This is a genomic window from Sunxiuqinia indica (genome assembly GCF_009847015.1).
GTDB lineage: Bacteria > Bacteroidota > Bacteroidia > Bacteroidales > Prolixibacteraceae > Sunxiuqinia > Sunxiuqinia indica.
In genome coordinates, this window is record NZ_WVEM01000003.1 from 75291 (window position 1) to 89259 (window position 13969).

Genomic DNA, 13969 nt, shown 5'->3' on the forward strand with positions numbered 1-13969 from the left:
ATCTCAAAAAATACGAATAATCAGGATTAATTACTCTGAATGCCTTACAGCTTTCTATTCGACTATTATTCTTTGTGTATAGTGCTTCTTGTTACTATCTATTATTTTAACAATGTAAGTCCCTGAGGAAAGCCCGTGTTCACCAATATGATATATTCCTTCATTTGCTTTTGCACGATAAACCAGCTTCCCAAAAATGTTATATATTGCAATATCTGATTTCCCGATGCCCCTTAAATCAACAAATAGATTGGAACGGGTCGGATTTGGATAACAACGCAATGCATCTGATTTTTCGAAGATGTAATTATTAACTGAAGTAGGTATTGCCTGAATGCCGTTGAGATACTCTTCCAAATTGGTATATCCGTTACCATTTAGGTCATCGTTTCTATCGTTAGGATCATTTAGATTCAAGCCATTTTTTTCTTCCCAGTCATCGGGCATGCCATCCTGATCAGTATCTTTTAGAGTAGTCGAGGAATTCAATGAAGGCCAGCCTCCTACATCAGTTTGGGAGTCTATAATTCCTAAATTACCATACGTAACCGTTCCTGTGAACACTTCTTTCACAATTCGTTTATCAATTGTATCTCGCACTAAAGAAGCACCGGCACCTGACAGTACAAGCGGATAAGCATCCTCTGCGGTCTGCTCGGTAATAGCAGGAAAATCGAACGGAACATAAACACGATTTTTCTCTTCAGTTGCACCATTCATAAAATCGATCCCCCCGTTCCAATTATCAGCAGTTACCGCAGAATATCCAACAACATAATTTCCTTCGGCATATAGCGATGTTTCGTAATTTTTAGAATCTTCAGGGCTGTTACTACCTTCTGACGCAATATCCTCATCGCTCAATTGAAATATTCTTTTACGTTTGCTACTCTCTGTACCGGGGCCTGCCTTATAGTAATTGTTTACCCAATTAATGTAAGAAGCAGTGCCATCATAACAACTATTGAATCCCCAATTGTAGATCACATTATTTCTGAAATCAACTTCACAATGCCTGCGGCCTGTTATTTTCGGGCTTCGCGAACTATGGTGGGCATATAAATTATGATGAAATGTTTGACGAGTGGCGCCAATAATCCCACCATAACCATGTGCTCCTTTCTCATGATGGGAATAACGAAGGCTTTCAGTTATCATGCACCATTGAACGGTTAGGGAATCTACATCATTACTTTGGCAAGAGAAAGTTTCATCGATAGACCAACTTGCGGTAACATGGTCAAAAATGATATTACTTCCATGTACAATAGAAACAGCATCTTGATCGTCCGAATCCGTGTCGCCGAGACGACAACGAATGTACCTGACAATAATATTGCTGGAATAAACATAAAGGGGATTTCCTGCAAGTGTAATACCATCCCCCGGAGCTGTTTGCCCGGCAATAGTAATATCTGGTTTTTCAATCCTGATGCGGTCGGAAAGAAAAATATTGCCTGATACATCGAAAACAATAGTACGTGGCCCATTTGCCCTTTCAATACCATAACGCAAAGAGCCTACTCCATCATCATTCAAATTTGTAACATGATAAACATCACCCCCACGACCTCCACTCGCAAACCGACCAAAGCCTTCAGCACCGGGGAAAGCAGGTATTTTGCCGGGTTGTGCTGCGAATGAGCTTCCTAACACTAAAAATGCAAGTAAGGTAATTATCAATACTTCTATTCTGTTTTTCATTATCATTAAATTGTTATACTTCCCATATTTAAGCGTGCTAGTTTCATATTCATAATACATTACTAAGTGTCAATTGAAAGATGTTCAGCATGATCTAATCTCGGTTTCTGTTTTTATCACTTAGCCTTCTTACCACAAAATTTTTATAGATTGCCGCACTCACACACTTGTGACGCAAGCCAATTGGCCCTTCAAAAATTTCAGGGTGATTTTTATAATTCCAAATGTATAATGCACTTTGCTCATCATTAACTACTTTCATATATAATTTGTACCCTTTCTTAATAATTGTAATATGGTGCCTAACACCTGTATCAAAAAATCCGGTATTATAAGCTGCCCCTAATTCGGTACCTTCTAACTTTTGATTCAAATCGGGGCGATAACGACGCGCCCGGATATAGTCGCCTTCTTTTGTGAAAGCAGCATAACTAATATGCAAAGTATTCATATTGTTGTAATAAACTGGCATAGCAGGAAACTCCCTCAAATTTATCCATTCTTGGATGTTCTTACCATATTCTCCTTTTCCGCTTCCGGTTGCCTCTATGTATATGATATTGACTGACCTGTCTCTGTCATCAATCCGAATATAATCGTAATCAATCATCAGATCTCCTGAAAAAGATTGTTTAGTCCAGAGAACAATATCATTTGCACTTATTTTTGGTTTTGGCCCAGTATAAAGTGCCATACCATTTTCACTGTTTTCCACGTAGCCAACCTTTCCGTCGAGCAACCATTTATCTTTCCAATCGCCGGTGCAATTGTCGGAAAACGCAATTTCCCAGTCTAGCAGACACAGCTCATCGAATTGCTTTTTGTCATCGTCACTGGCGATACAACTATCTTCCAATTTCTCATCCAGTACATTTTCTCCAGGAGCCCATTTGGGTTGCCACACTTTATATTCTTTAAAAATTTCCTTGGGATCATCATCGTACCAACCATAACCAGCTCGCCGTTCCCTGCCAATTTCTGTAAGAGAATATCTTTTTATCCCATCACGGTCACAAAAAAATGGTCTGTTATCTTTCAACTCATAAAAACGTGCCCACAAAGTAGGAGCGCCTTTATCTTTCACTATTCTTTTTTCCCTTTTACCCTCTGCATTATTATATCTCTCAATCCGTATCCCTTCAATTTTTACTTTGTCAAACCAGGTCACAGCAGCTTGTACTGCATTTACGACTTCAAGAGAAGGATGATCAATGCCAATTAATATCAAAACGATACCAACAGATTCATTTCCGCTTAATGAGGGTAATTCATAGGTTCTTGCCTTAGCAGGGAGCAAAGTATGCTCGTCGTATTGTGCACACCAAGCCGTCAGCTCTCCATTTTGTTTGTACTGCGTTTTCAGAATCAAATCGATTCCTTTATCAAAAGCTTTTCTTGCATTACTAATTGTTGTGTCATCTAACTCAATCGAAAAACTACCATCATTTTCTGCAATTGATTTCATCACACTCATGACGTTCACCATGGCATTGTCATTGAATGTAATATGAGTGGAATAATCCCCTTCTTCAAGTGGATAAAACTGCGGCCATCCGCCATTTTCATACTGTGCTTCAAACAAGTAATTGATTCCCTTTAGAAATGCGTCTTTATAGCGTGGCCCTTTTGTTTTATGATACACTTTTGAAAGGAAAATCAACTCATTTACTGTAGCTCCATTATCTATTGTGGCAGTGCCCTTCCCAAATTGCTTTAGTTTTTGCAATCCTTCCTTTTCGTCCTTAGATAAAACCATGTGCATTGGTTTATTCTTAGGCCAACCACCAACATCGCATTGATATAATAATACGTTTTCAGCTACACGAACAGCCTCTTCGGAACCATACCATTCTTCATCCATTCCATATACTACTTCTTTCCATTGAAGCCCACTAGTGCATTCTTGTGCATTTATTTTCAAACTCAAATAAAAGCACAACAAGAAAAGGTAGACATAAGCACAATACTTATTCATCTATTCCTAATTTTTGTAAATTGAACTCTTTTTTTTAAAGAATAACTTTTCCGGAGAACTGTCATAATACTCCGGAAAAGTTGCTTTTGAACAAAACTTAACTTACTGCAATATCTTAGATAGAGGTAAGTCTTCTGGTGTAAAAGCACCAGTAGTTTCAATCGCGATATAATCAATCAGACATTCATAAAGACCACCACCGCCATCTCCAAAATCTATTTCGTCACCCGAATTTCCTTTTAAAGTAGTTTCAAGAACAGGCGTTTGTTCTTCATTTACATACAGCACAATTGACCTGGTAATTTTATTCATAGTCACACGATAAGTATTCCATGCTGTCGGATCAAAATCAGTCCAGTCTGCAAAATTGATTTTTACGTTCGAGCCGCCTTTTATCTCAATGTTATCCTTCTCAAGATAGAACTTAGCCCGAAGATCTCCTATTTTAAATGCAATTTCCAAATAGTTTTCCCCAGCGTCAGGGATTCCTTTTACTCGGAAGATTGAGGTAACTTCATCGGGAGAGTCATCCAATCCTAAATCGCCATAATCAAATGCTGCACTTCCCGAAAAATCGCCTAAACTGGTGAAGTGAACAACACTTCCTCCATAGGCTGCTGGATTGGATTCAACAACCCAACGATCAGCCTCATCATTTGCGACACTACCAGGTAAAAACACATTAGGATGGACTGTTCCATCGTAAAAGGCACCAGTAAATTCAATCACGTTATAATACTCTATGTAGATATTGTAGACTGCCTCAAAATCTCTATTTATCACCTTCAAAGTAGGGGAGTCTACGGTCAAATCAATTGTTCCTGAAGGATCGGGAACTATCGATTCGCCAAAAGCTTCAGCAGTAAACATCGCAGCTGAAAGATCAATACCTTCCAATATCTCTAATATAATGCTGTCTCCCGAAATTGTTCCAACTGCTTCTACTGGGCTCGTCAAAACAAATGTTGAAATGGAAGGCGGTACAATCTTGGATTGAACAAGGAATTGCCGGGTTTCAGTGTTAGAAGTCACCGTATATACTATAGGGTTTGTCAAATCCGTAATCCCCGCTTCAGGTTCTAACGTACCAAAATAATTTACTAGAATATCTAAATCGAGTTGGCTTACATCAGTTCCTTGCGGAACAGTGACTGTAATGGTATCCATGTCTGTTTCGACCTTGTTTTGAAAAACAACATTAGAAACAGAATTATTAATAATTATTTGCTTTATCTCAGCCTTGATGGGAACTCTCTCCGGCTCCACTACGTCCTCCTGACAAGACGTAAAAAGAATAATTAGCACAGCTATTAAGACGCCGAATGCTCCTATATCGTTCATTTTTGTTTTCATCATTCTAGATTTTAATTAATAACCTTCGTTTTGTCCGTAATCACCCTCATCCCTGATGATTACATTAGTCGGAATCGGACGTCTGAACGCCTTCCCATCATTTTGTCCAAAAACTTCATATCCTAAATCAAGGTATTTTTTTACTGCAGGATTATACGCACTGGCTCTCTCCTTTACCTTTCCTATTCGTCTTAAATCCATCCAACGCTTGCACTCACCCATTAACTCTCTTCCTCTTTCATCCAGAACGTCATCCAGATTTGCGTTAGTTACCTTTTCATCCCAACTTCTTGCTCGTACGAAATTGATATCATCATCGGCAGACAATCCTTGATTGATCCTTGCTTCAGCTCGAATCAGATAAGTTTCAGCTAAACGGAAAATAAAGAAATCGCGCGTATTGTCGTATTGCTTGTTCGATGTAGGATCATCAAATTTTTTCACCCACGGATATTCAGAAGTTTCCCAGGTTTCACCAGCAGTACCCCATACGGTATAATGCTCTAAAAATATCCAATTATCCGGACTTGGATTTTCAGGATCCTCAACAATAGACGGGTGAGGAAAAACCCGGGTGATCTTCTTTTCATCTTCAGGCTTCGAATCGTCATAGTAATCGTAATAAGGATCATATTGATTCACCATAAATGAACCTTTATAACGTTTATCAGCAACGTTGTATTGCAAGTAACACCTGTCTGTAGGTCTTATTTGTCCGTGCCTATAGGGCCATCCTTCTTTTGAGCTTGCATAATATCCTCCCCAAGCATGCGCGCAGCTCCCTGCTACTCCGTTAATTAACGATTTGCTGTCATACTGTATTGCAAATATTATCTCACGATTGTCTTCACTACCAGGACGAAACACATCTTCAAAATTCGATAGTAAGTTATAATTTCCACTTTCGATTACACTCGTTGCATTTTGTTCCGCTTTTTGGAAGTCGTCAGAAACGGCAAAAGAGGTGTACCCTCTCGACAGATAAACCAGAGACAACAGCTGTTCTGCTACACCCTTCGACACCCGACCAGACTGATCAGATACTGAGGGTAGTATATTTTTAACGTCCTCTAGTTCTTTAATGATAAAGGCATAAACATCTTCCTCCGAATTTCGCTCAAAAGAAGTAATTGGCTTGTCGAACGCATCAGTAACAATTGAAACCCCTCCATAAAGTTCGAGGAGAATATGGTAAAAATATGCCCTAAGAAACCGAACTTCAGCGACGCGAATAGGCAATTCGTCAGATTGCACTGTCTTTTCGGCCCATTCCAGTGCTAAATTTTGCAATTGAATAGCCTCATAACAATGTGAAAATACGTCGGAAACCCAACCATTGTCAGGCGTCAGTGAATAATAACTATCTACAACCTCATTCCCAGAAGCAATAGTAGCATGACAAAAAAGGTCAGTTCCCAGTAAAGTTAATCCTTGAAAAGAGGTAGTATTTTTCTGATTGTCAAAATCGTTATCCATGTCAAAATACAATTTTCTCAAACTTGCATAGCAGGCATTTACCAATGATTGGTAGCCTTCCTGTGTTTTAAAATATTCATCAACGGTTACGCTTGACCTATTGTCCTCCATCAAATAGTCATTACACCCTATATTAAGTAATAGAATAGCCAATAATAATATTCCTAATTTCTTCATTTGATTCTTTTTAGATGCTTAAAAATTTACGTTTACACCAAACTGAACGGTCATAAAGCCAGGCCCATCATTAGTTCCTTTGTCACCAAACTCAGGATCATGCCCCTGAAAATCAGTAATCAATATGGGATTGGTTACGTTTGCATATATCCTTAGGCGAGACATATTTACTCTTTGAACAAATTGTTTGGAGAAAGTATATCCAAAAGTTATATTTTGTACCCTTGTATATGAACAATCTTTATAATTTTGCAATTGTGCCCCTTTTCTTCCCCAAAAATCATCATTAGTTGCATATTTGGGGCTAGGGGCATCATTTGAAGGATTGGTTATGGTCCAATAGTTATGTACAACTGTATTTCTGTTTGTGTAAATCAAGTCATTAAAAAACCTACTTTTTTTAGTAATTCCCTGTTCTGTGTAAACAGACATGGAAAAATCAAAGTTTTTATACATTAATTGAGTATACAGACTTCCTGTCCAATCAGGAATTGGTTTTCCGATAACTGTCCGATCATATTGTGCTTCAATTTTCCCATCGGGCACACCTTCAGGTCCACTTATGTCCCTAATTTTAATTTCACCTGGCACTCTTCCCCACTTTGCAGCTTCTTCTACCTCATCCAATTGCCAAACGCCTATCATATCATAGTTATAATAAACATCCACTGGCTGACCGATAAATAAACCGTTTACAACATCATCAACCTTCCCTAAGTTGGTCTCAACAATTTCATTTTTATTGGTTGAAAAAACAAACGATGTTTCCCATTTAATATTCTGTGTTTGAATATTAATAGTCCGTAATGAAACTTCAATCCCTTTATTTCTAACAGAGCCGATATTATCAGTCATCTCATCCCATCCCATTGGAACAGGTAATTTGCGTTTCATTAACAAATCTTTCGATAGCTTTGTGTATAAATCAACTGTTCCTGAAACCCTGCCTTTAAATAACCCAAAATCCAATCCAAAGTCCACTTCTTCAGTTCTTTCCCAAGTTAAAGCGTTATTAGCTATTCCAGAAGGTCCAATTCCATTGGAGACTATACCCCCAAAGTCATAATAATACAGGGAATTGGCACTAATAGAGGATTGAAATGCATTAATATTATTATTACCTGTAAAACCATAACTTAATCTAGCTTTAAGCATCGATACCACAGGAATATTCTGCATGAAAGGCTCTTGCTCAACTCTCCAAGCCACTGCTGTGGATGGGAAAGCAGCCCATTTATGCCCCTCAGCTAATTTTGAAGATCCATCCCATCTGGCAGAAAGTGTAAGTAGGTATTTGTTTGCATAATCGTAGTTTAGACGCCCCATAAATGACGTCAACCTGTTCATGGTATAGGAACTTTCGGTGCTTGTTCTTTCACTGGCAATTCCCATATTATAAAAAGAAGTATTTTGAGGTAAATCTTTAACTTCAGCACGATAGTCCTCTTGTTGAAAATCGTATACACTAAAAAGGACTGTTCCCTGTATAGTATGGTCTCCAAACGACTTTTTAGTATTTACTTGGTTATCCCAGGTAAAATTGATTCGGTTTCGATTTAAAATACTCGCAGTTGTATTTTCCTGCAGACCACCTGCCGACTCTGAGTACTGGCCACCCCATGATGCTTCCCTGATCCATTTAAAACGGGGTAAAAATTCGGTGCGTGCGCTTAACCATTTATAAGGTCGGTAGTTGAAAAATACTTTGCCTAATAAATCAATTGAACGTCCGTTGGAATTCGAATATCTCTGATCTAGAATCGGGTTCATTGAGCCTGTAACGATAGTTGCAGGTGATATTGTGAGTCCATCAACCTCATAAAGCCAACCCGTTGGATCATTAGCCAAAAATATTGGTGGCATACGATATAAATTCATGATACTTTTCCCACCTCCAACTTCAGTCTCCTTTAATCCTGTACGAATTAAACCGCCAGCTTCCCATTTCTCATTGAATTTATGTTTTAGGTCAATACTAAAGGTATATTTATCCATAAAATCCTTTTCAATAAAGCCCTTTTCTTTTTGATAACCAGCCGTCAGACTATAAGAAGTATTTCCTGATTTACCATTCAATGAGAGGTAATGGTTCTGCCTATAGCCATTTTCTAAAAAATTTTTCTCCCAGTTATAAGTTTCCCCGGCTGCAATTCGACGCTCTATCTCCCGATCCCACTCATCGGATGAAACATATCTGTTCTCATCAGAATCTCCAAATACATCTCCGCTAAATGGATCCAAACTATTTCCCTGGGCTGCTGCAATCCTATAGTTCAACCACTGCTCGGCATTCATCATCGGTGCCGTATGAGCTGGTGTTTTAATTCCGTAATAACCCTTATAAGAAATTGATATTTTCTCATTTTCAACTCCTGCCCCCTTTGTGGTAATTAAAACTACACCATTTGAACCTCTTGAACCATAAATAGCTGTCGAAGAGGCATCTTTAAGGACATCCATCTGAGTAATATCGTTTGGATTAAGAAAGTCTATGTTATCCACGATTGATCCATCTACAACATAGAGTGGTGAGCCACCTGAGATCGAATTCTGACCTCTAATAACGATATTGAATCCAACGTCTGCTCTCCCTGATGACCTTGAAATGTTTACTCCCGCCAACTGTCCTTGAAGTGCTTCCAACGCCTCAGTGCTACCTCGCGTCGCAATCTGCTCAGAAGCAACACTCCCTATAGAACCCGTTAAATCTTTCTTTTTTACTGTTCCATAACCAATAGCAATCACTTCTTCCAATCCTATGGCATCTTCAGTCATAATGACATCAATTGATGTCTTTCCATCTACAGGAATCTCCTGAGTCTTCATCCCAACGAACGAAAAGACCAAAATAGAATTGGCTGGAACATCTAAAACGGAATACTGCCCATCGGTATTCGTAATTGTACCGTTGGTTGTACCTTTCAAGATTACTGTTACACCAGGAAGGGGTAAGCCTAAAGAATCTAAAACCTTGCCCGTAACGGCTATTTTAGTCTGTTGTGTTTCCAAGCGATTTTCCGACAACACTATCTGCCTCCCAAGAACTTCGTATTTAAGGTTTGTCCCTTTGAATAAGTTATCTAAGATTTCAAAGATATTTTCATTCAGAAAGTCTACAGATACTTTTTTATCAACATCAATCTTTTCGTTGTAGAAAAACCTGAATTTACTTTGATTTTCAATATTCCCAAGAACATCCTCAATTGAAGAGTTATTCATCACGACAGTCAACTTAGTATCTTGCGAATAACCTTCATTAGCAAAAGCTCCCAGCAAAGAAATACATAACAAAAAAATTGTCAGTTTCATTTTTCTAATAATTTGGTAATACAATGGCTGTAAACCACGATTACTTCGTTTTTTTTTCATAGTTTTGAAATTGGTTTAATGAGTAATTTATTATTAAACTATTATTCATCGGAAGGGGAAAACCGCTACTTTTCTCCTTCCTTATTTTACATTACCATTTTATTTATTCAAAAAACACCTCCTTTTTTATAAATTTTCAAAGTGCGGCTGTTTCGATCGTAATAATATTGAACCGGCATTGTTCTTTGTATTAACTCCATTACTTCACTCAGTGTCTCCATTTCAATAGTTCCCGTGAAACGGAGATTTTCAATATTCTTATTATTGACTTCAATTTTAACATTATACCACCTTTCTAGACGTTTTGCCATTTCGACAAAAGGCTCTTTGTAAAAAATCAGTCTCCCTTCTCTCCAAGAAGTAAAAACTTCTGTATTGACTGACTTTTTTGCAAGCTGGTTTTTGTCATCCAAGTAAGATTGTTGCCCTGGCTTTAGAATAATGGAATTGCCTGATGACCGTTCTACTTCAACCGCACCACGGACCAATGTAGTCTGAAATACTTCATCTTGATATGCCTTAACATTGAAAGCAGTTCCCATTACTTTAATATTTCCATAGTTGGTGGAAACAATAAATGGCATATCGTCCTTTACAACATCAAAAAATGCTTCCCCGTCAAGACTTATCGTACGAACTTTTCGAAACTGGGATGGAAATGAAAGTTTGGATCCTGAATTTAACCACACTACTGACCCATCTGGCAGTTTAAAGTTTGTTTTGGCCCCATAAGGAACTGAGATTTGCTCGTTGGCTTGGTGATTTTGGGAAAATTCACTTTCCTTATTCAGAAAGATAAACGTGCTTGGGACAATAAGCCCCAATATAAATGCCGCAGCAATTGCAACAATCTTCCTTTTCCAGAATGGCTTGTCTTTGGGGACAAAACCAATCTTTTTAGTAGATATTCTTGATTTTAAAGCCTTCCACTGTTGATCAATCTTTTTGTCCCTAGTATGCACAACCTCCTTTTCAAGGGATTTTTGAATCGTCATAAAGAATTCCCTATTCTGATCATCCCTTTTAAGCCAATGTAAAAGTTCTTGTTCCTCATCTATTGTCAATTCGCCTCTAAGAAAAGAAAGTATCTTCCTTGTATATATCGACTTTTCGCCTTTCATTGGTTGTTCTTTATTAGAAATACGATTAGAGACCTAATTTTACCAACCCTTTTCTGAAATTATTTTGAAAATTATTAAGATGCGACAACAATAATCTGTTGGGGAAAATTAGTTGTACATGAATTTTTCCTTTCCTAAAAGCATAAAAAATAAAAATAGCTCCGGCCTTAATTTCTTTCTAGCAATATCTAAGCCTCGTGCCAAGTGCTTATCAACCATCGTCGTAGATATGTTCATCATGGCTGCAATTTCCCGGTTTCTTTTACCTTCAATCCACCTTAAACGAAATGCAGTTCCACATTTTACCGGCATATCCTGAATTATCTTCTCCAATTCCAAGTATAATTGTTCTTCCATAGAAACAAACTTATCGCTTTTCCCAAAGCTGATATAATACAATTCTTCCGCTTCCATGAAAGCTTGCTGGTCCAAATACCTTTCTTCCACAACCCTTCGCTTAAGGAAATCCAAACATTTGTTGCGTAGCAACGTGAAGGTATAAGATGGGATGTTCTCGCTGTCATTCAATTTCGAACGGTTTCTCCAAAGCTGAAAAAAAACATCCTGAATCAAATCGTCAGCATCTTGATCGCTTTTTAGAAAATAATATGCATATTTTTTCAAACGTGGATAGTAAAACCTGAAAAACTCCTCAAATGCTTTATTATTTTGGGTTATGTCCATAACTTTGCTCAGCTTTCAAATAATTTTCCAAGTTTTAAAAAATGAAAGTACAAAATTAAGGAAAATTAATTCAAACGTTTTGCCATTAATGATTTCATTCCACGATTTTTCAGTTTTGATATAATGAAGTAATACCTCAAAATTAGAGTGTAAGTCTTCAGGCTAATTTGGACAAGTAAGTATTGAAAGCAGCATGATCTCTTAGTTTTTTTCCTTGTTCTCCCAAACCTTAACAAAAACCTCATGAACAAGATCTTCTGTATCTAAATTTGTTTTAACTATTGAAAATGCAAACTTTTATAGCTTAAGATTAAATAAGGAATAGATCATATCAAAAGCTCGCACATCACCATCGATAAAACGCTTTAATAAAACGTCATCAACCTTATCCCTTTTTTCTTTGACCATTTTAAGTATTCCAATTTCCAAAGGCAACAATACAAACGAATTAGGATTTCGCAACTTAATCTCAACGTTAATCTATATAAAGTATTTTCATAGGTTCTCACATTATCCGTTCAACAAAACAGGCTTGAATCTTAGTGTTAAATTAAGTCTCTTTTGAGAAAAAATTTTCTCAAAAGAGGTTCAAACCCCTAATCTTCTACAAAAGGAAAAGTATCAACAGGAACCCTTGCCGTGCGTAGTAATTCTTGCATCTCTTTCACAATTTTCAGATGTTGATCTGCAACATTATTCTTTTCTCCAATATCGGTGGATAAGTCATAGAGTTCTACTGTTCGTTTTTGGGGATCAAGCACATTATAGCTAACGTATTTCCAATTGCCTCTACGAATGGCCTGCCGGCCATCCAGTTCATGAAATTCCCAATACAGGTGATCGTGTTGCTTTTGTCCATCTTTTCCAAGCAAAGTTGGCAGAAAAGAAATTCCCTGGATATCTTGAGGAGTTTCAGCACCTACTAGTTCAGCGCATGTTGGCATAACATCCCAAAAGGCTGAAATCAGGTCGGTTGTACTGCCTGCACTTATCTTGCCTGGCCAGCATGCAATCATCGGCTCTCGGATTCCTCCTTCATAAAGATCCCGTTTATATCCTTTCAACGGTCCATTACTATCAAAATAATCAGGGTCAGCCCCTCCTTCAATATGCGGACCGTTGTCAGATGTAAAAATAACCAACGTGCTTTTATCCAGCCCCAGTTCTTTTAACTTGTCCATTAGTTCTCCCACTTGCTTATCAAACAATGTAACCATGGCTGCAAAAGCGGCATGAGGCTCCTGTTGAGAACCGTAAGCGCCCAACCGAAATTTTTCGTCACCAAACTCGGCTCCAGTAAATGGATGTTCCGGTGGAAATTTGCCCTTGAATGGAGCCATTTTCTCTTTCGGCAAAAGCAATTCTGCATGGGGAATTGTACTGGCATAATACAAAAAGAAGGGATGGTTCCTATTTCTTTCCACAAATTTTAACACACTATCTTGAATCATATCTGCGGAATACTCTCCTATTTTATCTCCACTATTCCCATTCAACACCACCCTCTCATGATTATTCCACAGATGACCAGGATAGTAATTATGAGCAAGCGTTTGGCTATTATATCCATAAAACTGATCGAAGCCCTGATTGTTGGGATCACCTTCAGAGGTAATGAAACCCAACCCCCATTTGCCAAAGGCTCCGGTTGTATATCCCTTCTGTTTCAGCATTTCGGCCAGCGTGAATGATCCTGTGGACAGTGGAGCCTCGCCTTCAGGATCAACATGCATATTGCCCCGAATCGGTGTGTGCCCGGTATCCTGTCCTGTCAATAAAGAAGAGCGAGAAGGAGCACAAACTGAACAACCGGCGTAGTGCTGTGTAAAAAGCATGCCTTGACTTGCCAAACGGTCAATATTGGGAGTTTGAAACTTCTGCTGCCCGTAACAGCTTAAATCACCGTAGCCCAAATCATCTGCCAGAATGTAGACAATATTAGGTTTAATTTCCTTTTTTCCTTCTTGTTTCGTTGATGTTTGGCAGGCCCAAAGAATCAATAACACTGCTAAACCTCCACAAATACTTCGTTTCATAATATTTGATTGAATCATTAATTTAAAAGATAAAAAATATTAAAAGGACATTAGTACATACAATGTCCTTTTAA

At 38.1% G+C, this 13969-nt stretch carries 8 protein-coding genes; all 8 read right to left on the bottom strand.

Annotated elements, in window-relative coordinates:
* Positions 1 to 54: 54 nt before the first annotated feature.
* Positions 55 to 1704, bottom strand: coding sequence for a T9SS type A sorting domain-containing protein (locus GR929_RS05665; protein WP_159517974.1), 1650 nt, complete (start codon positions 1702 to 1704; stop codon positions 55 to 57).
* Between the two features lie 94 nt (positions 1705 to 1798).
* The gene (gene pelA / locus GR929_RS05670; protein ID WP_159517975.1) at positions 1799 to 3679 is read right to left on the bottom strand and encodes a pectate lyase; all 1881 of its coding nucleotides are present in this window, start codon (positions 3677 to 3679) and stop codon (positions 1799 to 1801) included.
* A 102-nt stretch (positions 3680 to 3781) separates the two neighbouring features.
* The gene (locus GR929_RS05680) at positions 3782 to 5035 is read right to left on the bottom strand and encodes a hypothetical protein (RefSeq protein WP_159517977.1); all 1254 of its coding nucleotides are present in this window, start codon (positions 5033 to 5035) and stop codon (positions 3782 to 3784) included.
* Between the two features lie 12 nt (positions 5036 to 5047).
* Positions 5048 to 6685, bottom strand: coding sequence for a RagB/SusD family nutrient uptake outer membrane protein (locus GR929_RS05685; protein ID WP_159517978.1), 1638 nt, complete (start codon positions 6683 to 6685; stop codon positions 5048 to 5050).
* A gap of 18 nt (positions 6686 to 6703) precedes the next feature.
* The gene (locus GR929_RS05690; RefSeq protein WP_159517979.1) at positions 6704 to 10054 is read right to left on the bottom strand and encodes a SusC/RagA family TonB-linked outer membrane protein; all 3351 of its coding nucleotides are present in this window, start codon (positions 10052 to 10054) and stop codon (positions 6704 to 6706) included.
* A gap of 107 nt (positions 10055 to 10161) precedes the next feature.
* Entirely contained in the window at positions 10162 to 11175 is a 1014-nt protein-coding gene (locus GR929_RS05695; RefSeq protein ID WP_159517980.1) for a FecR family protein, read from the bottom strand.
* A 108-nt stretch (positions 11176 to 11283) separates the two neighbouring features.
* Positions 11284 to 11859 (bottom strand): RNA polymerase sigma-70 factor, encoded by a 576-nt coding sequence (locus tag GR929_RS05700; protein WP_159517981.1) that lies wholly within the window; start codon positions 11857 to 11859, stop codon positions 11284 to 11286.
* Positions 11860 to 12455: 596 nt separating this feature from the next.
* The gene (locus GR929_RS05705; protein ID WP_159517982.1) at positions 12456 to 13895 is read right to left on the bottom strand and encodes an arylsulfatase; all 1440 of its coding nucleotides are present in this window, start codon (positions 13893 to 13895) and stop codon (positions 12456 to 12458) included.
* Positions 13896 to 13969 lie beyond the last annotated feature (74 nt).

Bases quoted from the DNA above. Each gene is read 5' to 3' on its own strand.
- GR929_RS05665 (WP_159517974.1), bottom strand. From the start codon at position 1,704: ATGAAAAACAGAATAGAAGTATTGATAATTACCTTACTTGCATTTTTA.
- pelA (WP_159517975.1), bottom strand. From the start codon at position 3,679: ATGAATAAGTATTGTGCTTATGTCTACCTTTTCTTGTTGTGCTTTTAT.
- GR929_RS05680 (WP_159517977.1), bottom strand. From the start codon at position 5,035: ATGATGAAAACAAAAATGAACGATATAGGAGCATTCGGCGTCTTAATA.
- GR929_RS05685 (WP_159517978.1), bottom strand. From the start codon at position 6,685: ATGAAGAAATTAGGAATATTATTATTGGCTATTCTATTACTTAATATA.
- GR929_RS05690 (WP_159517979.1), bottom strand. From the start codon at position 10,054: ATGAAAAAAAAACGAAGTAATCGTGGTTTACAGCCATTGTATTACCAA.
- GR929_RS05695 (WP_159517980.1), bottom strand. From the start codon at position 11,175: ATGAAAGGCGAAAAGTCGATATATACAAGGAAGATACTTTCTTTTCTT.
- GR929_RS05700 (WP_159517981.1), bottom strand. From the start codon at position 11,859: ATGGACATAACCCAAAATAATAAAGCATTTGAGGAGTTTTTCAGGTTT.
- GR929_RS05705 (WP_159517982.1), bottom strand. From the start codon at position 13,895: ATGAAACGAAGTATTTGTGGAGGTTTAGCAGTGTTATTGATTCTTTGG.